Origin of the sequence: Chitinophaga vietnamensis (genome assembly GCF_902167635.1) — a bacterium.
Lineage (GTDB): Bacteria > Bacteroidota > Bacteroidia > Chitinophagales > Chitinophagaceae > Chitinophaga > Chitinophaga vietnamensis.
The window spans coordinates 16,295-35,431 of record NZ_CABHMS010000001.1 but is presented as its reverse complement, the minus strand read 5'-3'; the positions used below and the strand labels follow the sequence as shown (position 1 = coordinate 35,431).

Annotated in this window: 20 protein-coding genes; 4 read left to right on the top strand and 16 right to left on the bottom strand. The window is 47.0% G+C overall.

Annotated features, from left to right (window positions below; all coding sequences use genetic code 11):
• Window positions 1–77 precede the first annotated feature (77 nt).
• The 11 genes from FPG75_RS00150 to FPG75_RS00100 form a co-directional block, all read right to left on the bottom strand.
• Window positions 78–809, bottom strand: a complete 732-nt coding sequence (locus FPG75_RS00150; protein ID WP_143304474.1) for an HAD-IIB family hydrolase — start codon at window positions 807–809, stop codon at window positions 78–80.
• Window positions 810–908: 99 nt separating this feature from the next.
• Window positions 909–1,619 (bottom strand): pirin family protein, encoded by a 711-nt coding sequence (locus FPG75_RS00145; RefSeq protein WP_143304473.1) that lies wholly within the window; start codon window positions 1,617–1,619, stop codon window positions 909–911.
• A 187-nt stretch (window positions 1,620–1,806) separates the two neighbouring features.
• Complete coding sequence (locus FPG75_RS00140) at window positions 1,807–2,217, bottom strand: OsmC family protein (RefSeq protein ID WP_143304472.1); 411 nt, start codon at window positions 2,215–2,217, stop codon at window positions 1,807–1,809.
• Between the two features lie 249 nt (window positions 2,218–2,466).
• A complete protein-coding gene (locus tag FPG75_RS00135; RefSeq protein ID WP_143304471.1) occupies window positions 2,467–3,099 on the bottom strand; it encodes an NAD(P)H-dependent oxidoreductase in 633 nt (210 codons plus the stop codon).
• A gap of 58 nt (window positions 3,100–3,157) precedes the next feature.
• Window positions 3,158–3,685, bottom strand: coding sequence for a YceI family protein (locus tag FPG75_RS00130; protein ID WP_143304470.1), 528 nt, complete (start codon window positions 3,683–3,685; stop codon window positions 3,158–3,160).
• A 35-nt stretch (window positions 3,686–3,720) separates the two neighbouring features.
• Window positions 3,721–4,593, bottom strand: a complete 873-nt coding sequence (locus tag FPG75_RS00125) for a pirin family protein (RefSeq protein WP_143304469.1) — start codon at window positions 4,591–4,593, stop codon at window positions 3,721–3,723.
• A gap of 99 nt (window positions 4,594–4,692) precedes the next feature.
• On the bottom strand, window positions 4,693–5,598 hold the full coding sequence (locus tag FPG75_RS00120; RefSeq protein WP_143304468.1) for a helix-turn-helix domain-containing protein: 906 nt from the start codon (window positions 5,596–5,598) through the stop codon (window positions 4,693–4,695).
• Window positions 5,591–6,382, bottom strand: coding sequence for a segregation and condensation protein A (locus tag FPG75_RS00115; protein WP_143304467.1), 792 nt, complete (start codon window positions 6,380–6,382; stop codon window positions 5,591–5,593). Before FPG75_RS00115 ends, FPG75_RS00120 begins: the two co-directional genes overlap by 8 nt.
• A gap of 91 nt (window positions 6,383–6,473) precedes the next feature.
• Window positions 6,474–7,415 carry a DUF3078 domain-containing protein gene (locus tag FPG75_RS00110; RefSeq protein WP_143304466.1) on the bottom strand — a complete coding sequence of 314 codons (942 nt, stop codon included), beginning with the start codon at window positions 7,413–7,415 and terminating at the stop codon, window positions 6,474–6,476.
• Between the two features lie 86 nt (window positions 7,416–7,501).
• On the bottom strand, window positions 7,502–7,924 hold the full coding sequence (gene mscL, locus FPG75_RS00105) for a large conductance mechanosensitive channel protein MscL (RefSeq protein ID WP_143304465.1): 423 nt from the start codon (window positions 7,922–7,924) through the stop codon (window positions 7,502–7,504).
• Window positions 7,925–8,002: 78 nt separating this feature from the next.
• Window positions 8,003–8,749 carry a PPK2 family polyphosphate kinase gene (locus FPG75_RS00100; RefSeq protein ID WP_143304464.1) on the bottom strand — a complete coding sequence of 249 codons (747 nt, stop codon included), beginning with the start codon at window positions 8,747–8,749 and terminating at the stop codon, window positions 8,003–8,005.
• A gap of 131 nt (window positions 8,750–8,880) precedes the next feature.
• Between FPG75_RS00100 and FPG75_RS00095 the strand changes: the two genes are divergently transcribed.
• Entirely contained in the window at window positions 8,881–9,756 is an 876-nt protein-coding gene (locus FPG75_RS00095) for a DMT family transporter (RefSeq protein ID WP_143304463.1), read from the top strand.
• A 54-nt stretch (window positions 9,757–9,810) separates the two neighbouring features.
• On the opposite strand, the gene frr is transcribed toward FPG75_RS00095, so the two are convergent.
• Complete coding sequence (gene frr, locus FPG75_RS00090) at window positions 9,811–10,374, bottom strand: ribosome recycling factor (protein WP_143304462.1); 564 nt, start codon at window positions 10,372–10,374, stop codon at window positions 9,811–9,813.
• 115 nt (window positions 10,375–10,489) lie between these two features.
• Window positions 10,490–11,407 carry an MraY family glycosyltransferase gene (locus FPG75_RS00085; protein WP_236652680.1) on the bottom strand — a complete coding sequence of 306 codons (918 nt, stop codon included), beginning with the start codon at window positions 11,405–11,407 and terminating at the stop codon, window positions 10,490–10,492.
• 376 nt (window positions 11,408–11,783) lie between these two features.
• On the opposite strand from FPG75_RS00085, the gene FPG75_RS00080 reads away from it, so the two are divergent.
• Window positions 11,784–12,620 (top strand): transketolase, encoded by an 837-nt coding sequence (locus tag FPG75_RS00080; protein WP_143304460.1) that lies wholly within the window; start codon window positions 11,784–11,786, stop codon window positions 12,618–12,620.
• A gap of 72 nt (window positions 12,621–12,692) precedes the next feature.
• Here the strand turns inward: FPG75_RS00080 and FPG75_RS00075 are convergent, their stop codons facing one another.
• Both FPG75_RS00075 and rbfA read right to left on the bottom strand, forming a co-directional pair.
• Window positions 12,693–13,916, bottom strand: coding sequence for an FtsX-like permease family protein (locus FPG75_RS00075; protein WP_143304459.1), 1,224 nt, complete (start codon window positions 13,914–13,916; stop codon window positions 12,693–12,695).
• 39 nt (window positions 13,917–13,955) lie between these two features.
• Window positions 13,956–14,348, bottom strand: a complete 393-nt coding sequence (gene rbfA, locus FPG75_RS00070) for a 30S ribosome-binding factor RbfA (RefSeq protein ID WP_143304458.1) — start codon at window positions 14,346–14,348, stop codon at window positions 13,956–13,958.
• A gap of 123 nt (window positions 14,349–14,471) precedes the next feature.
• Between rbfA and FPG75_RS00065 the strand changes: the two genes are divergently transcribed.
• The gene (locus FPG75_RS00065; RefSeq protein ID WP_143304457.1) at window positions 14,472–16,310 is read left to right on the top strand and encodes an ABC transporter ATP-binding protein; all 1,839 of its coding nucleotides are present in this window, start codon (window positions 14,472–14,474) and stop codon (window positions 16,308–16,310) included.
• A 171-nt stretch (window positions 16,311–16,481) separates the two neighbouring features.
• Window positions 16,482–17,987: an HAD-IB family phosphatase gene (locus FPG75_RS00060; protein WP_143304456.1), complete on the top strand. Its 1,506-nt coding sequence runs from the start codon at window positions 16,482–16,484 to the stop codon at window positions 17,985–17,987.
• A gap of 77 nt (window positions 17,988–18,064) precedes the next feature.
• Here FPG75_RS00060 and FPG75_RS26115 read toward each other — a convergent pair whose 3' ends face one another.
• Window positions 18,065–19,132: a TraR/DksA C4-type zinc finger protein gene (locus FPG75_RS26115; protein WP_201747857.1), complete on the bottom strand. Its 1,068-nt coding sequence runs from the start codon at window positions 19,130–19,132 to the stop codon at window positions 18,065–18,067.
• Between the last annotated feature and the right edge of the window lie 5 nt (window positions 19,133–19,137).

The following is a 19,137-nucleotide window of genomic DNA, read 5'->3' as shown; positions in this document are numbered from 1 at the left end:
TCATCATTACCAGACCACTGTTCAATATCCATTTTGTTATCAAAAAGACCTTGATCTAAGTTACATACTTTATTGCATTATCCGAGCGATACATTTTCCACGAGATAGTTAAATTCCGGGAAATATTTCATGGCTTCCAGTATGCCGCCTGCGCCGGTGCGCTGTGCCTGCAATACATGGGGCATATTGGCGGTAAGGGCCAACAGTGAAGGTTCTGCGCCGCCTACCACTACGCCTTTGAAGCCCAGTTCATACATAGAAAAATCATTCATACTATCGCCGGCTACCAGTATGCGTTCATGAGGTAATGCCAGCATTTGCAGCAATTGTTGCAACGTGTACCCTTTGTTCACGCCCTGTGGCAGGATATCAAGATATTTACCGGCAGAAAGCAGGAGATCGCATTGCAGTTGTGCCGCCATTTTGCGGGCGCTTTCAATATCGGTACTGTCGTCATAATAATAAGAGCAACGGTATTGCTGATGTGCTTCCTGGTGTAATAATCCCTTTACTCCTTTCAGTTGTTCACGCACATGTTCGCCGGGCCATTTAGCTGCAATGCCCGACTGCAACGGTTCTACAGCCATCATAGTAGGCAGGTGCGTAACGGTGGCGCCCACATCGCAGATAATATATTCAGGGCGTGGCAAGATAACATCTTCCAGTAGGCGGATCACACTTCGTATACCCCTTCCCGTTACAAACACCAATTGTATATCAGGATGATCTCGTAGCAGGTTGTACAATATTTCCTTGTCTGTATCGGTACCGCCAAGCAGCGTACCGTCGAGGTCTGTAGCTAGTAACATGGGGCATTTGATTTTCGAATTTTCGAATTTAAGGATTTTCGAATTTAAAGCACATCTAAGGTGTCCTTCAAATCCGAAAATCCTTAAATTCAAAAATCACTAAATCATCGGAACGTCTATAATCAGGAACTCTGCCGCTTTCAGTACTTCCACGTTAACGTTATCATAATCGGATAAGCCAATAGCATCGCGGGTTTGCAATATCTCATCATCTACTTTCACTTCACCACTGATCAAAAAAAGATAGCTGCCTGTACCCGGCGTTTTGGGTGTGAGTGTAATATTTTTTCCTGTATCGAATTTGCCGAGTGAGAACCATGCATCCTGGTTGAGCCACAATTTGCCTGTTGCCTGTTCCGGCGAAACTACTACCTGTAAAGCGTTTTCGCGTGTTGCCGGATCAAATGTCTGTTGATCGTAGCGTGGTTTCACATTCCTGAGTTTAGGAAATACCCATATCTGCAACAGGTTGGCATCTGCTGTTTTAGAGGCATTGAATTCAGAGTGTACAATGCCGGTGCCGGCGCTCATGATCTGTACATCATTCGGGCCAATCACTTTCTGGCGGCCGGTATTGTCGCGATGTTCCATGGCTCCATCCAGCATGATCGTTACAATCTCCATATTATCGTGCGGATGCGAGCCGAAGCCCATGCCGCCTTTGATAAAGTCGTCGTTTAATACACGCAATGCGCCGAAATGTATCTGGTCGGGGTTATAATAATTGGCGAAGCTGAACGTGTGCCATGACTTCAGCCAGCCGTGATCTGCATATCCTCTGTCTTTCGCTCTGTGGATGATCTTTTTCATAACAGTCTCCTTTGTTTTTTACCATACAAAGGTCGGCATAAAGCGGGGCGCGGGGAATGGACGAGATGATGAAAAGCATGGATAAAAAATTACGAATTAAGAATTAAGAATTACGAATCAAGAATTACGGCCTGCCAGATAGATCTATCTGGCAGGCCGTAATTCTTAATTCGTAATTCTTAATTTTTTATACCAGTGCTGCGTCCAGCGTAATTTTGGTATTGAGTAATTTGGAGATGGGGCAGTTTGCTTCTGCGTCTTTAGCCAGCTCTTCAAATTTGGCAGCGTCGAGGCCGGGAACAGAAGCCCTTACTTCGAGGTGGCTTTCAGTGATAGCGCCGTTTTCGAAAGTGATGGTGCATTTGGTATCGATATTACCAGGGGTAAGACCGGCAGCGGTGATATTGAAGCTCAGCTTCATCGTATAGCAACCAGCGTGAGCAGCGGCTACCAGTTCTTCCGGGTTAGTGCCAGCGCCTTCTTCGAAGCGGCTGCTGAAAGAATAAGGCGTGTTATTCAACGCACCAGCTTGTGAGCTCAGCGTACCTTTACCTTCTTTACCCGTGCCTTTCCAATTGGCAGATGCAAATCTTTTCATAGTTGAAATGTTTTATTTTTTGCGGTGAAAAAATGCAGAGCAGGCAGCCAAATTACAAAAATATTTACGAATTTATTGATTTACGGATTTATTGATTTTAGCTTCAAGAAGCTATTCCTCTGAAACCAAATATCCAAATGATCAAATAAACAAATGATTAAATCAATAAATCCGTAAATCAATAAATTCGTAAATAAAAAGCCGCGCAGCGGAAACTGCACGGCCATAACAATCCCTGTCGATTGATCCTTAAATCATTTCTACCAGCTGTTCCAGTGGCTTGCGAACTTTTTTGGCATGTTGCATCGCATCATCATCCGCTCTAAAACCAACCGCAGCAATGACAGTAGCAGCAAGGCCTTTATCTTTGAGTCCTAAAATTTCGTCGTATTGAGCGCTGTTGAAGCCTTCCATCGGGCAGGCATCAATGCCTTCTGCAGCAGCAACGGTGAGCAATGTGCCCAGCGCAATGTAGGCCTGCTTGCCCGTCCAGGTGGCGGCTGCTGCCGCGTCCAGGCTGTTTATCGTACCTTTCATCACACCTGCAAAACCGGCGAGATCTTCAGGGTTGAGGTTACGTGTAGCGGCAATATTATTCGTATATTCGTCAACGTGAGATTCGTTGAGATTTGCATACCTTGCAAATACTACCAGGTGCGATGCATCAGTGATCTGCGGCTTGTCCGCAGACGCAGCCCTCAGCTGTTCGCGGATAGCAGGATTTTCTATCACCAGAATTTTATAGGGCTGTAATCCGTATGAAGAAGCAGACAATCTTGTAGCTGCTATCAAACGGTCTAATTGTTCTTTGCTCAGTTTCTTGCTTGGGTTGAATTTTTTGGTAGCATAACGCCATTCCAAACGCTCTAAAATATCCATCATTCAATTATTTAGTTTGATAACAGTTTGCACGGACCGTGCAAACTGTTATGGGATATGATTATTGTTGTTTTATCATTTGAACGCTGGCGAGCAGTCTTACATCGTCGCTCAGCAGGATGCCGCCGGTTTCAGTGGTGGCGTGGAAAGTAAGACCGAAATCTTTACGGTTGATCTTACCACTCAACTCAAAGCCAGCTTTGGTTTGGCCCCATGGGTCCACTACTTCACCGCCAAATTCTACAGCCAGTTCTACAGGGCGTGTGTTATCGCGGATGGTGAGGTCGCCAATGAGTTTATAATTTTCATCATCTACTTTTTTCACTTCTTTGGAAACGAATGTGAGCTTGGGATATTTGTCTGCTTCAAAGAAATCGGCAGCCAGCAGGTGCTGGTCACGTTGTGCGTTCTGAGTAGTGATGCTGTTGATGTCTGCTTCAAAAGAGATATTCGCAGAAGCGAAATCTTCACCGTTGGTTTGCATAGTTGCATCAAATTTGCCGAATTGGCCAGTAACGGTAGTGATCATCAGGTGCTTTATTTTGAACTGTACATCACTGTGTGAAGGATCAATTTTCCAGGTTGTCATAATTGTATTTTTTTATTTAGAGGTTTAAAGATTGATTAATTCAGGAAACCCATTTTACCGGCATTGTAGTCGTTGATAGCCTCAATGATCTCTTCTTCTGTATTCATCACAAAAGGACCGTATGCGAAGATGGGCTCATTGATAGGCTCTCCGCTCAATACCAGCAAGGTAGCGTCTTCCAGGGCAGTGATATTAATATCAGTGCCATCCTGGTCAAACAATACTGTTTCTACTGCGCTGGCGGTTTGTCCGTTTACATCCGCCTTTCCGTGCATCATTACTACAGCGGTGTTAAAGGAAGCGGGCAATGTAAGGTTTACCTGGCTGTCTTTCTTCAGATGTACGTCATATACATGCACAGGTGAGAAAGTACGAGCCGCGCCTTTGATACCATTATATTCTCCGGCGATTACCCTCAAATAGCTTTCACCGTTGAGGTTCACCACAGGGATATCTGCTTTCTTGATATCCTGGTAGCCAGGCTTTTCATTTTTGAACGCTTTGGGCAGGTTCACCCAGAGCTGCGCCATTTCTACCTTTCCACCACGTTTGCTAAACTCGGTTTCGTGTTTTTCTTCATGCACGATGCCTGCTGCGGCTGTCATCCACTGCACGTCGCCGGGCGCCAGTTTACCATGGCTGCCGGTAGAGTCGCGGTGTTCCAACTCGCCCTGGTATACAATAGTCACTGTTTCAAAACCTTTGTGCGGGTGCTGTTCTACGCCACGAGGCCTGTTAGTGGGCGGAAAATAAGCAGGAGCGCCGTAGTCCATCAAAATGAAAGGACTGATCCTGTTGTTATGAGAGCGGGTGCCGCCAGGCAACACGCTCTGTACTTTGAAGCCGTCGCCCACCATGTGGGAAACCGGCGCTTTTATAATCTGATTGACATGTTTGATTGTTTTCATGTTATCCTCCTAAAGACAACACAAATTTACATGTTATAACACCGGTCAAAAATGGATAAAACTCTTCTAGTGATGGACTTTTTTTAAAAAGGCTGGAAATCAGGGCTGCGGGCTTACTACACGGGCGGCTTCCTTAAACTCGGAAGGACTTTGGTTCGTGTATTTCTTGAAAAAGCGGCTGAAGTAGTGAGGATCTTCAAAACCCAGCTTGTAGGCGATCTCCTTGGCGGTAAGATCAGTATTATGGAGATAACGCTGTGCTTCCAGGATCACGCGGTTGCGGATATGCTCTCCAGCAGTAATGCCCGACAACTGCTTGCTGATCTCATTGAGCAGCACTGGTTTAATATGAAGAAGGTTTGCGTAATCCGAAACGTTTTTGAGATCGCGGTATTTATCTTCTATGAGGCTTTTGAATTTCAGGAAAACAGAACTGTTATGAAGCGCATGTTGTTCCGGCGCTACCAGTACGTTCTGGCCTTTGATGCGTGATGCCAGCACCAGGAAATAGCGCAGCAGCCCGTGCAGAGCGGTTTCATAATCCGGCTCCCGCAGCGTGATCTCTTTCATCATCAAGCGGATGATCGATTCAATATCTTTCTCTTCTTCTGCGTCCAGCGTAATAACGCTGCTGAACTGATTGTTGAAGAAAAGTCCGGAGTTTACGCCTGATAATTGTGTTTGGTCTTTCAAACACATGAAAGCATCCTGAAAGGCAATCATATAGCCTTCAATCTTCTCACTGGCAGTGATCTTGTGCACCTGGCCGGGGGCCAGAAAAAAGAGGGTGTTCTTCTTTACTTCATACGTAACGGTATCGATCGTATGTTTCATATTCCCCCTCTTGATCCAGTAGATCGTGTAGAAGTCGTGCCGGTGCGGCACGCCGATCTGGTCAAAGAAACTGTTGCCCAGTTCGCACAAACCTGATACAATAAACGAAGGGTCGGAATGATTGTATTCCGGTAAAGAAAGTATCTCTATATTTTCACGTTTCTCAGCCATCTATCAATACGCCTGCGGGTTCTTCCTCCCTGTCGGAAGGATCAATATATTCAATGATAAAATTATTTCTTCCATCTCCCACCATGATACCGAGATGCTTCATCTGTACCAGTTCCAGCATACTGAGGAAGAGGAAGATGGCGTGTACCCGGTCTTTACAGTGATCGAATATTTTTTCGAAGGCCAGGGTACGTTCGGCTCTCGCCAGTTCCTCCATGTACATCCTGGAGCCTTCCATGGTGTAATCGTATTTGTACACCACGTGTTGTGGTTTGTTATCACGCTCTTTCATGCGCTGGATCACCTTTTCAAAGGTTTTTGCCAGCTTGAAGAGGGTGAGGGTCTGCACTTCGGTGCCTTCGCTGGTCGCTTCGCCGATTTCGGCCATCTCTTTTGCGATGTTCCCGCGTTTGATGGCGAGCATGCGATCGGCTTCCATTTCGGCGAGTTCTGCAGCGGCCTGTTTATAGCGCTTGTATTCGAGTATTTTGTCTATCAGCTCCAGGCGGGGGTCTATCTCATTGCCTTGTTCATCCAGCTCTTTGCGCGGCAATAACATTTTCGCTTTGATACGCATCAGGGTGGACACAAAGAGAATGAACTCGCTGGCCAGCTCTATATTCAGCGATTCTATATGATGTATGTAGTCAAGAAAATCCTGTGTGAGCTTGTTGATGGGGATATTGTAAATGTCCAGCTCATCGCGTTCGATGAAGAACAGCAGCAGGTCGAAGGGTCCTTCAAACTGCGGTAAAACGATTTTATATGTGGATTGCTCGCTCACGGATGTATATTTATTTTTTACGCAGTGCAGCAAGGAGGGTAGCCCGCCTTGTTGCGCTGCGTAATATCAAAAATAACAAAATTCCGCTGAATCAGAACTTGGCGGCAAAACCCACGCCTATGACCTGTTTGATCTGTAGTCGCGGCCCTTTCACCCCGTCCTTGTTCTCAAACACTTTCACATTATCATCATAGATCATATCCACAGAGAGTACCGCAGAGATATATTTATTCACCTTCATTTCCAGGGCATTGGTGAAATATACATTGATGTTCTGCGGGTTATGTAAGTAGTCGGAGAAGAGGTCCAGCCGGCCTTTATAGAGGAAGCTCTTGGCGAACGGACGGATATAATTGGCAGATAGATAAGCGCCCATCTCATACTTCACGTGCTTGCCAGTATCTACGCCATAGGCGCCCTGTTTGGAGAGTATTTCATTCATCACCACTACAAAACGGGCAGTAATGGGCGACATAAACAGGGAGAAATGATCATCCGGTTTATAGTCAAAACCCGGCGATACCAATACATATGCCGGAGAAAAGAAGGTAGAGGAGAATTGTGGCGTGGTATCAGCGGGATACAAGTAACCATCAGTAAACTGCGTACGCAGGTTCACCAGGCCGCTTACATACCAATGCCTGCCGATATCGTAGCCATATTTAGACGTGAGGTCAATGCGGTCGTCGCTTTTGCGGCCTCCCAGGCTGGTGGTGTTGATATAGCCGTAGGCAAGATCGGCTATGTTATCCCAGGAGCGACGGCCTTTTTTATAATTGGCCCATGCCAATACAGTGGCCCCCAGCGAGAAGGAGAAGTTGTCGCCACCTGCAGCCCAGTTGCTCAAGGATCCCTGGTTGATGTTAATATTCAGGTTAAGCCCTTTCTTCCACAACTTGGGAATGGTATCCGAGGCATCCGTCTTAAATTTTTTGGCAGCATCGTCGCGGGAGGTCTTCATCCAGTTGTTTTGCGCATGCGCCATCATCACGAACAGCAGGCAGCAGGCAATGGATAAAGTAAACTTTTTCATCAATGAACTTTTTTAGGATTAAATAAAAAACATCCCGCCTGTTTCTTTAGAGCAAAGAAACAGGCAGGCAGTATGGTAAGCAGTAATTACTTGGCTTTGATCGCGTCGCGGATTTCCATCAGCAATTTTTCCTGGGCAGAAGGCTCTGCTGGGGCAGCTTCCGGTTTCCTGGACAGCTTGTTCATGAATTTAACCAGGAGGAAGATACAGAAAGCGATGATGAGAAAATCGATCACGCTTTGGATAAAGGCGCCATAAGCCAATACTGGCGCGCCTTTCGCCTTGGCTTCTGCCAGGCTTGCGAAAGCAGTTCCTTTGCTGTCATTCAGCAAAACAAATTTGTCAGAGAAGTTCATGCCGCCGGTAAAAATTCCGACCAAGGGCATAATCACATTATCAACCAGGGATGTAACAATCTTCCCGAACGCTCCCCCTATAATCACACCCACAGCAAGATCCATTACATTGCCCTTCATGGCAAATTCTTTGAATTCCTTAATGAACGACATAAATGCAAGGTTTTATTTGGTTAAAATATTACGTGCGAAATTAGTGTTTAATCGCCGAACAGCTTCATTATTAATTGATTATTTCTTGAGCCGTGGGTATTTCATCTTCAGGGATTTCAGTGTATCCCTCAACGTTAGTGCAACAATGTATTCCTTATACCAGTTATGATCTGCTGGTACAATGATCCAGGGAATGTAGTTGCAGTTGTTGAAGGCATCTTCGTAGGCGTCCATATACTTATCCCAGAGCTTCGCCTCTGCGAGGTCATTTTCGTTATACTTCCACATCTTCCGCGGATCCTCTGTACGCTCTACCAGGCGCTGTTGCTGGGCTTCCCGCGATACATGCAGGTAAAACTTCAATATCTGTGTGCTGTTATGCACGGCCAGCAGCTTCTCAAAATCGTTGATAGCATCCATGCGCTTGAAGGCCGTTTTTTCATCGATCCACTTATGTACCCGCTGGATGAGGATATCCTCATAATGAGAACGGTTGAACACCTGGATCATACCTTTGCCCGGCGCCTGTTGGTGAACACGCCATAAGAAATCGTGATCCGTTTCTTCTTTGGTAGGCGTCTTGAATGAGTGAACCGTCACTCCCTGCGGATTGAGGGTGCCGGTAACATTTTTGATCACGCCATCTTTACCGCTGGCGTCCATGCCCTGTACAACCAGGAGTATGCTGTGCTTATGCTCGGCGTAGAGCAGGTTTTGAAGCTCGTCCAGCTCTTGCAGGATCTCCCTGGTTTCAGCCTTGATCTTTTCTTTGTCGAGTTTTTTCGGAGCGGTGGTGCGGATGTCTGACAATTTGATTTTACCCATGTATATGCATTCTATAAATTAAATTTAACAAAAACAGGCCATTTGTGTTGAGTATTACTGAATTATTCTTTTGCAGAATTTGCAGGATTCGCAGCATATGCTGACCTTTGTGCCTTGTAAAAAATGCCACTTTGAATCAACGTTTTGCCCACTGGGGAGTTTTTCTGTTATTGTCGCTCACTTGGGGAAGCTCATTCATCCTGATGAAGATCGGCCTGGAAGCCTTCACTCCCTACCAGGTAGCAAGTTTGAGACTGGTTGCAGCAGGCATCGCACTGCTGCCGTTTTTCCCGAAATATATCCGGCAAACGCCGCGTAACAAATTGCCCATGATCATCCTGTCCGGCCTCCTGGGCAATGGTATTCCGGCATTTCTCTTCTGCCTCGCAGAAACAAAGATCGATAGCTCACTGGCGGGTATACTCAATTCGCTCACACCTTTGATGGCGCTGCTTTCGGGACTGCTCATCTTCAAAAGCCCGATCCAGAAAGGACAACTGCTCGGTGTTTGTGTGGGTTTGTTGGGAGTAATATTCCTGTTTACATCCAGGGGTATCGGCTCAAATGCTTACTGGTACTACGGTTTGCTGGTAATACTGGCTACTATTTCCTATGGCATTAACATCAGCCTGGTACATCACTACCTGAAAGGCTTTGGCTCCCTGCAACTGGGCTCCATCGCGATGTTCTTCTGCGCATTGTTCACCTTTCCGATATTATGGTTCACTGATTTCTTTCCGCAATTTGCCACGCCGCAGGCGCCCTGGCGTTCCCTGGCAGCCGGGCTGGTGCTGGGGGTAATGGGCACCGGTATCGCTGCCGTATTATTCTATCTGCTGATACGTAAGGCCGGCGCCATGTTCGCGTCGATGGTCACTTATGCGTTACCGGTAGTGGCGATAGGCTGGGGTTTGCTGGCACATGAACCGATCACCTGGATACAAATATTGTGTATGGGTATTATTTTGTTCGGAGTATATCTGGTGAACAGCGCTAGAAAAGTATAAAATAAAATACCCGCTCTGTTGCACAGAGCGGGTATTTTTATCTTCAGACGAATATCAGATCGCCATGATTTCTTTCTCCTTGGCTTCGCAATGTTTGTCGACCAGTACAATGTGTTTGTCGGTCATCTGCTGCACTTCTGCTTCAGCATCCTTGGCGGTATCTTCACTCAAACCTTCTTTCTGCAACTTCTTGATCGCCTCGATCGCATCGCGGCGGATATTGCGGACAGCTACTTTTGCCTGTTCTCCTTCACCATTCACTCTCTTTACAAATTCCCTTCTTCTTTCTTCTGTCAGCGGGGGTAAGAAGAGACGGATGATGATACCGTCGTTCTGTGGATTGATACCGATGTTGGCCGCGATAATTGCCCTTTCGATGGGTTGCAGCATATTTTTTTCCCAGGGTTGTATAGTCAGGGTGCGGGCGTCAGCAACACTCACATTAGCTACCTGGTTCAGGGGAGTGGGGGCTCCGTAATAATCCACATGGATACCGTCCAGTATCTGCGGATTTGCTTTACCAGCCCTGACTTTGGTCAGTTCTGTTTCCAGGTGCCCGATAGCTTTTTTCATCGAGTCTGCTGCATCATCCATGATTAGCGTTAGATCATCTTGCATAACATAAATAGTTAAGTGCCTGCAAACCTACAGGTTTTCTTTTAATGAACCAATATTGGTTATTAAAAAAGGGTAGCAACAGATTGCTACCCTTTGAATTATGTTGGAAGAATTTTTATTTGTCTTGCAGCGCTCCTTCTGTTGTAACGTGCAGTATCTTCGGCTGCGTGGCGGCGGCTACCGGCGGTACGATGGTGGTCTTTATCACCGGTTGTTTCACTGCCAGCTTACGTTTGCGTGCTACGTACAACATACTGGTGAATACAACAGCCGAACCTACGATGGCAGTTACCAGCCAGGTAGTGCCAAGGCTTTGAAGGAAGAATGCAGCAACAATATAGAGCGCATTCACGCTTACGGATACCAGGGTAGTTTGTTTATGGTTCAGTTTCAGATCCAGCAGGTAGTGGTGAATGTGATTTCTGTCAGCAGAAAACGGCGAGCGACCTTTCATCATACGTACTGCAAATACACGGAGCGTATCAAACAGCGGAACGATCAGGATGGCGATAGCCACGGCAGGTGTAGCGTTGATCGGCATTTTACCAGCAGGATTGCCGGCCACTTCAATAAACTTCAGCACAAGCACGGCATTAACCAGTCCGATCAGCAGCGATCCGGTATCGCCCATGAAGATGCGGGCGGGAGAGATGTTATAGATCAGGAAACTGGCGAGACCGCCTGCCAATGCGAATCCAATTACAGCATAAGTGATTTCGCCTACGTGCAGGAAGTAAGCGCCCAGTATAGCGCTCACGAGCAAACCTATACTGCCTGCCTGTCCATCCACACCGTCTATAAGGTTGAAGGCGTTGATCACTACTACAAAGGTAAAGTAGGTCAGCATCAGGCTAATGCTTGGCGGCAGTGAGGTGATACCAAGAAATCCATACATGTTAGTGATCTGGAGATTGCCCAGGTAGATGATAGCGAACGACGCCATCAGCTGACCAATCAACTTCTTTAACGGGGACAGCCCTACGATGTCATCCTTCATGCCTACCATGAAGATGATAAAGAACGCAGCCATCATGTACTGGAACGGTGAATTTTGTAGTGCTGGAACACATATCGCGGCAGCAATGATGAAACCGGAAAAGAATCCGATCCCACCGAGCGTTGGTATGCGCTGTTTATGCGCTTTCCTTTCGTCCGGTTCGTCGTATAAACTCTTTAATTCCGCTACTTTAATGAGTATTGGAATAGAAAAATAGGTGACAACAAAACTTAGGACGGTTGCAATTAATACATTCTCCATTGGGGGGGCTTGTTTTGCAAAGATATTAATTTCAATGAAATGTGTATAAAATCGTTAAAAATTTAATATTTTACGACCGCAAAAAACATTCAAACACCTGCAAATTCTATGATTTTCTATTAGTTTTGCGGCTCTAAAAATTACAACTATCATGCCACAGCTCAAAGATATTGCTACCCAGGTAAGAAGAGATATTGTACGGATGGTACATGACGTTCAGAGCGGCCACCCAGGCGGCTCTTTAGGTTGCGCTGATTTCATGACCGCCCTTTATTTCAAGATAATGGACCATAAGCCGCAGCCTTTTGATATGGATGGCCGTAACCAGGACCTGTTTTTCTTATCCAACGGTCATATCTCACCTGTGTTTTACAGTGTGCTGGCGCGTTCGGGCTATTTCCCCCTCACTGAACTGGCCACTTTCCGTAAGATCAATTCCCGCCTGCAAGGCCACCCCACTACCCACGAGCACCTGCCAGGTATTCGTGTAGCCTCCGGGTCGCTCGGTCAGGGCATGAGCGTTGCCATCGGCGCCGCCCTCACCAAAAAACTCAATAACGATAAACACCTCGTATTCTCCCTCCATGGGGACGGTGAACTGGAAGAAGGCCAGGTATGGGAAGCCGCCATGTTCGCACCACACCATAAAGTAGATAACCTGATCATCACGGTAGACTGGAACGGTCAGCAGATCGACGGTACCACCGCCGATGTAGCAGGACTGGGTGATATCGGCGCCAAATTCGAAGTATTCGGCTGGCATGTGCTCCATATGAACGGCAATGATATGGACGAAGTGGTAGCCACCCTCGAAAAGGCCAAAAGCCTCACCGGCCAGGGCAAACCTATCGCCATCATGATGAAAACCGTAATGGGCGAAGGCGTTGACTTCATGGAAGGTCACCACGAATGGCATGGTATCGCACCTAACGATGAACAACTCGCCAAAGCACTGGCACAATTGCCGGAAACACTGGGCGATTATTAATAAACGCATTCCAATAAAAAAGCCCCCTTGCACTTGCAAGGGGGCTTTTTTATTATCAGGTAGTAAATATTATCAGGTAGCTTTTAATGCGATCTCCTCACGGGCAGCCCTCCGGGCCGGGTACCAGCTTGCCCCTATGCCTATCACCAGGATAGTGGCCAGTACCAACAGATAATCTCCTACATGGATACGCACCGGGTAGGCATCTACCAGGAAGGAAGCGCCTTCCAGCTTGATGATCCCGAAACGATCCTGCAGCACGCAAAAAATGGTTCCCAACCCAAGGCCCAATACGGTGCCTATTCCTGCAATGATCAGCCCTTCTGCCAGGAAGATCCGCATGATCAGTGAATTACGCGCCCCCATGGCTTTCAGGATCGTAATATCTTTCCGTTTCTCTATCACCAGCATATACAATGAACCTATCATGTTAAAGGCTGCAATGATCAAGATGAAGCTCAGTAATACGTAAGTGGCCCACTTCTCCGTTACCATGATCGCATAGAGCGACTGATTTTGTTCATACCGCGTCTGTACCTTGTAACCCTTTCCCAGCAAGCCTTGCAGCTGGTCGCGTAACTGATTTTCGTTTATGCCTGGCCGTGTCGCTACCTCCAGGGCCGACATCTCATCCGGCCCCAGTTCCAGCAACTTGCGGAGGAAATCAATATGGGTGATAACATACTTGCTGTTGAACTCCTGCTGGATGGCGAAAGTGCCGGCAGGATAGAGCACCCCGTTGTTCAGGGCATCTTCCGGAATGGTGAATGAATTGGCGCTCCGGCGGGGCACATATACGGTCACCGGCGCCAGGCTGTGTTCTACATCCACGCCCAGCGCGCCTTCCAGCTCCAGGCCTAATACAGCGCGGTAAGCCGTTTCATCGCCCGTGTCGAAACGGCCGCGTACCACCTTGCTCTTGACATCCGTTACTTTGGTATAGTGGCTGTCAACTCCTTTCAGGATGGCGATCGTGGGCTCGTCGCCATAACGCAGCACGGCTTTCTCTTCCACCACTGCGGAAAAGTCGGCCACGCCGGGCGTTTGCCCGATCTTCTTCAGCTGTTCCGGTGTGAGGAGGATGGTTTTTCCATTTGCAGGTACTACCTTAATAGCAGGATAGAATGAGGAATACAAGGACTTTACCAGTCCTTCGAAGCCATTGAATACGCTCAATATGACGATCAGCGCCCCGGCTCCTACTGCAATAGCCACCACACTTACCCAGGCAATGATATTGATCGCATTGGTAGATTTTTTTGCCCTGAAGTAGCGGGACGCAAATTGCCAGATCATATGATAGCACCATCAGCCACGCCGCTGGCGTGGCTGCTATTATTTTGTGTCTTTGTTATCGTTTCCCTTGATGTGGGTATCTTCTTCCTTGATCTTTTTGAACAGCTCTTCCATCTTGAACACGTAATCCAGTGTATCATCCAGGAAGAAGCTCAGTTCGGGGATACGGCGCAATTGCTTACCCATGCGGTTTCCTAGCGCTTTCTTGATTTCGCCCATTTTTTCCTTGATACGTTCCAGCATCTCATCGGGCTGCTGTATCTGGAACATACTCAGGTAAACCTTGGCCTCCAGCAGGTCCGGCGTCATTTTCACAGCTGCAATAGAGATCATTCCTCCTTCAATCACATTAAAACCCATCCGCTGGAAGATATCACTCAGCTCCTCCTGTATCAGTTGTGCTATTTGCTTTTGCCTTTTAGTTTCCTGCATATCAATCTGTTTAAATCGTTAATAAAACGGCCCTCTGCTGCGAAATTAACCATTTCCCGGCAAGAATCCCGGTAAATGGGTTATTTTTGCCTGTTCTAAAAAACAAGCGTTAAAGCAAAAGGAATGAATACTTTCAAGCGGTTATTGAGATACGCAACTCCCTTACATCATTATATCCCGGAATATGTGATCTATACTCTTATTGGCATCGTGTTCGGGCTGGTCAATTTTTCCATGCTGATCCCCCTGCTGGATGTTCTTTTCAAGCAGGTAGATACACATGAGGCGGTAGCAGTGGTCAAACATCCCACTTTTTCTTTCTCTGTTCACTATTTTGTTGATCTCTTCAAATATTACTTCAACGGCTATATCACTGGCAGCGATAACAAACTCAAACCACTGATGTTTGTTTGTGTGATCATCGTGATCTGCACCTCTATCGCCAATATTGGCCGCTACATGAGCGCCCGCGTGATCGTTCGTTTGAGGATGGTATTGCTGGAAAGGATACGTAATAGCCTCTACACTAAACTCACCAATCAATCACTATCTTTTTATCACGACCGCAAGAAAGGAGATATCCTCACCACTTTTGCGAGCGATGTACAGGAGATAGAATCCTCCGTGGTGAATGCGATCCAGGTGTTGCTGAGAGATCCGTTTATCATCATCGCCTACTTTGCCGCGCTGTTCTATCTGTCGGCCAAGCTCACGCTCTTCACGATCGTCTTCTTCCCGATATCCGGATTGCTGATCTCTTACATCTCCAAAAAATTAAAACAGAAAGGTTTCTTTAGCCAGGAGCTGTTGGCCAAAACGCTGAACATCTCTGAAGAAAGCATCAGCGGCGTAAGGATCATACAGTCGTTCAGCGCAAGACAGTTCATGCAGAAAAAATTTGCCGGCATCAACAGGCAGTTCATCAAGGTAAGCAAATCCATCTACAACCAGCGCGAACTGGCCTCTCCCATATCTGAGATATTGGGCGTAGTAGTGATCGTTATACTGGTGATGTACGGCGGCAGCCTGGTGCTCAGTGGCGATAAAATGCTGACCAGCTCTGTGTTTATGACCTATCTCGTTTTCTATTCACAGATATTACAGCCTGCAAAAAATATCTCTACTGCGGTTACTACGCTACAAAAAGGATTGGTATCCAGTGAACGCATCTTTGCTATTCTCGATGCGCCCATCACCATCGCAGACAAGCCGGAAGCTCAGCCAGTCAACACTTTCAACAGTGAGATCAAATACGATCATGTATCGTTCAAATACGACCAGCAATATGTCCTGAAAGATATTGACCTTACGATCAAGAAAGGACAAGTGATTGCGCTGGTAGGCCGCAGCGGCGCCGGCAAATCCACGATGGCAGATCTTCTCCCGCGTTTCTATGATGTAACGGCAGGCACGGTTCGTATAGACGGTACCGATATCTCCAACTTCAAACTCGATGATCTGCGCGGCCTCGTAGGCGTGGTATCCCAGCAGGCGATCCTCTTCAATGATACCGTGTTCAACAACATCGCCTTCGGCCATCCCGATGCGAATAAAGAAGATGTGATCCGCGCGGCAAAGATCGCCAATGCGCATGAATTTATTGAACAACTGGATGAGGGATACGACACCGCCATCGGCGACAATGGCATGAAACTCAGTGGTGGCCAGCGTCAACGCCTCACCATCGCAAGGGCGGTATTCAAAAATCCTCCCATCATGATCCTCGATGAAGCTACTTCAGCACTCGATACCGAATCTGAAAAACTGGTACAATCTGCATTGGATAAACTCATGCAAAACCGCACCACCATTGTAATTGCGCACCGCTTGAGCACTATCCAGCACGCCACCGAAATCATCGTAATGGACCAGGGCGAGATCCGCGAACGCGGCACCCACGATACATTGCTCGCACAAAACGGCATCTACAAAAAACTGGTAGAGATGCAGGAATTCAAATAAAGGAGTCCTAACATTATCGGATATACGAAAACGCCACGGTCCCCGCCGTGGCGTTTCTTTTGCAATGCTGGCACCGGCTTTGTTGGTATCTTTTTTGTGATATGCGGCCCGTGATAATGCCAACCCAGCTCTTCGCAGCGCTATTTCTTAACCTTTAACATTTGAGCTCCTATGATTTCTGTAGTAATTCCTGTATTAAACGAGGGTGTAACGATTCGCCAGGTGATCAAGACCATCAAAAAAACTACCCGCAAGATCGAGATCATAGTGGTAGATGATAATTCCACGGACAATACCGTGGAAGAGGCCATGAAGGAGCAGGTGCGCGTGATCACCAGCAGCCAGAGAGGCAAAGGCATCTCCATGCGCGAAGGAATGATGGCCGCCAAGAACGAGATCATCGCTTATGTAGATGGCGACATACTCACCTATCCCGATAATATCATAGAGCTTCTGACAGCGCCTATCGAAAGCGGCGAGGCCGATTTCGTCAAATCCTATTTTGAACGCCAGGCGGGCAGGGTTACACAGCTCGTAGCCAAACCATTGCTGAGTATTCTTTTCCCCGGCTTGGCGCATTTTCAGCAACCGCTTAGTGGAATGATCGCAGCACGTAAGTCGATGCTGTCGCAAGTCAATTTCGAAAACGACTATGGTGTGGATATCGGCTTGCTCATTGATATGCACCAATTGGGTGCACGCATCGTGGAAGCCAACATAGGCAAAGTGGAGAACGCCATGCAAACATGGGAACAGTTGAGTAAAATGTCGCGCGAAGTATCACGTACCATTTTGCGCAAAGCAGAAAACATCCCGCAGGAAAACCTGGAAACGCTCGGTAACATCAACTTGATACGCGAACAGATGGAATATGCTATCCTCGAATCGATCGATAAGCTGCAAAAGATGGTCATCTTCAATCTGGATCATGCAGTATTTACGCAGGATTACCTGCAATGGGCGGCTATTGCATTTGATGAAGAAGAACACCTGCAACAGATACTCGCTTCCACGAATGATCCGGTAGCTCGCATCCAACAAAGCGCAGAGCTGTTCGCCGATCGCAATCTCGCTGAGATGCTGGAAGTAGCAGACGCTATTCCGCTGGTACCCGGCATCCGCGAAGTAGTGCAGGAACTCAAGAAAAGAGGATATGCCTGCGGCCTTATTACAGATGGTTACGGCTTTGTGGCGCGTCATATCAAAAACAAGCTGGGCATGGATTTCGTCTTCGCCAACAAACTGCATCTGGTCAACAGTGTGGCTACCGGCGAAGTAACGATCGCAGAATATTTCCTGAATGGCGACACCTATTGCAAGAGCAATACCTATCCGCATATCACAGAACAATATCAGATCAATGCACAGAATATTATTTATGTGGGAGATGGAAAGCACGACACGAGCCTCATCACGAAAGCGGGTATCGGTGTAGCTTTTTGTCCACAATACCAGCGAGCGTATGTAGAAAAGGTTGCCGACAAAATTATCACCGGACTATCTTTAGCGCCGCTGCTGGACATTATTCCTGCGGGCCCTGCGAAGTTTGGGATAAGACTTCCTGCTATCAGTAAGCGGCAGGCGAAGAAGATTGGAGTAGGTAGCCTGGTAGGCCTTGCCGGCGCGGGTTTGCTCTATTTCGCTATGAGGCAGATGAGAAAGAAAACAACAGTTTAACCGAATGATGATATGAAGAAAAAAGTCGCAAAGCGGATCACCACTTTGCGACTTTTTTATGTAGATCATGCGAAAGCTTATTTGCTTTTCGCCAGTTTTGCTTCGATGCTTAAGGTGGCATGCGGCACGGCACGGAGACGGGCTTTGTCTATGAGTTTGCCGGTTACGCGGCAGATGCCATAGGTTTTATTTTCGATGCGCACCAGTGCTTTCTCGAGGTGATCGATAAACTGTATCTGGCGGCTGGCCATCTGATTCAGCTGCTCTCTTTCCTGAGAACCGCTGCCATCTTCCATGCTCATGTATTTATTTTCAGTATCGTCGGTTCCGGCTTCATCTTTACGGGTAATAAGGCCTTGCAGATAGATCAGTTCTTTTTTCGCTGCTTCCAGTTTTTTGAGGATCAGCTCTTTAAATTCCTGCAGATCTGCGTCACTATATCTGAACACCGGGCCGGCGGGTTGGTCCGGTTGGTCGAGTACAGACTTGGTAAACTCGGGCTGATAAGTTACCAGCGAGTTGGCTTTAGAACCTTTTCTCTCAGTTTTTTCAGATTTCTCTGGCTTCTCAGTCTTTTCGGGTTTTTCTGATTTTTCCGCTTTTACTGATTTTTCAGCCTTTACAACAGGCTTTTCCGCTGCTTTTTTAGTGGATTCTTTTTCCTTAGCAACTTGGTCCTTGTCTGCTTTCTTTACTGCCATCGTTTTAAGTTCTTTTTCTTCTGACTTAGAAATTAAAGGTTTCTCTTTACCAGCGGGAATACGCTTGGTAGTTGTCACGGGCTGCTTTACAGCAGTTACTTTTTTTACGGTCGATTTTGCAGGTACGGCAACTTTCTTAGTTACGGATGTCGATTTACTGTTTTTAGAGGCAGATGCTTTTTTTGCAACGGGTTTCGCTACGGGTTTCTTAGCGGGCGCGGCCTTTTTGACAGTAGATTTAGCTACCACGGCTTTTTTTGCTGCCGGCTTCACTGTTTTAGACGCTGCTTTTTTAGCCGCCGCTTTCTTAGGAGCGGGTGCTGCCTTCTTGGCGGGAGCAGGCTTAACAGCCTTCTTGGCAGTTGCTGCCTTCTTCACTACACTTTTCTTAGCCGGAGCTGCCTTTTGGGTCGTTTTACTAGCAACCTTCTTTTTTGTTGCCATGGGGG

Excerpts from the sequence above, each read along its gene's own strand:
- FPG75_RS00150 (WP_143304474.1), bottom strand. The coding sequence starts at position 809 with ATGTTACTAGCTACAGACCTCGACGGTACGCTGCTTGGCGGTACCGAT.
- FPG75_RS00145 (WP_143304473.1), bottom strand. The coding sequence starts at position 1,619 with ATGAAAAAGATCATCCACAGAGCGAAAGACAGAGGATATGCAGATCAC.
- FPG75_RS00140 (WP_143304472.1), bottom strand. The coding sequence starts at position 2,217 with ATGAAAAGATTTGCATCTGCCAATTGGAAAGGCACGGGTAAAGAAGGT.
- FPG75_RS00135 (WP_143304471.1), bottom strand. The coding sequence starts at position 3,099 with ATGATGGATATTTTAGAGCGTTTGGAATGGCGTTATGCTACCAAAAAA.
- FPG75_RS00130 (WP_143304470.1), bottom strand. The coding sequence starts at position 3,685 with ATGACAACCTGGAAAATTGATCCTTCACACAGTGATGTACAGTTCAAA.
- FPG75_RS00125 (WP_143304469.1), bottom strand. The coding sequence starts at position 4,593 with ATGAAAACAATCAAACATGTCAATCAGATTATAAAAGCGCCGGTTTCC.
- FPG75_RS00120 (WP_143304468.1), bottom strand. The coding sequence starts at position 5,598 with ATGGCTGAGAAACGTGAAAATATAGAGATACTTTCTTTACCGGAATAC.
- FPG75_RS00110 (WP_143304466.1), bottom strand. The coding sequence starts at position 7,415 with ATGAAAAAGTTTACTTTATCCATTGCCTGCTGCCTGCTGTTCGTGATG.
- mscL (WP_143304465.1), bottom strand. The coding sequence starts at position 7,924 with ATGTCGTTCATTAAGGAATTCAAAGAATTTGCCATGAAGGGCAATGTA.
- FPG75_RS00100 (WP_143304464.1), bottom strand. The coding sequence starts at position 8,749 with ATGGGTAAAATCAAATTGTCAGACATCCGCACCACCGCTCCGAAAAAA.
- frr (WP_143304462.1), bottom strand. The coding sequence starts at position 10,374 with ATGCAAGATGATCTAACGCTAATCATGGATGATGCAGCAGACTCGATG.
- FPG75_RS00085 (WP_236652680.1), bottom strand. The coding sequence starts at position 11,407 with ATGATGGCTGCGTTCTTTATCATCTTCATGGTAGGCATGAAGGATGAC.
- FPG75_RS00080 (WP_143304460.1), top strand. The coding sequence starts at position 11,784 with ATGCCACAGCTCAAAGATATTGCTACCCAGGTAAGAAGAGATATTGTA.
- FPG75_RS00075 (WP_143304459.1), bottom strand. The coding sequence starts at position 13,916 with ATGATCTGGCAATTTGCGTCCCGCTACTTCAGGGCAAAAAAATCTACC.
- rbfA (WP_143304458.1), bottom strand. The coding sequence starts at position 14,348 with ATGCAGGAAACTAAAAGGCAAAAGCAAATAGCACAACTGATACAGGAG.
- FPG75_RS00065 (WP_143304457.1), top strand. The coding sequence starts at position 14,472 with ATGAATACTTTCAAGCGGTTATTGAGATACGCAACTCCCTTACATCAT.
- FPG75_RS00060 (WP_143304456.1), top strand. The coding sequence starts at position 16,482 with ATGATTTCTGTAGTAATTCCTGTATTAAACGAGGGTGTAACGATTCGC.
- FPG75_RS26115 (WP_201747857.1), bottom strand. The coding sequence starts at position 19,132 with ATGGCAACAAAAAAGAAGGTTGCTAGTAAAACGACCCAAAAGGCAGCT.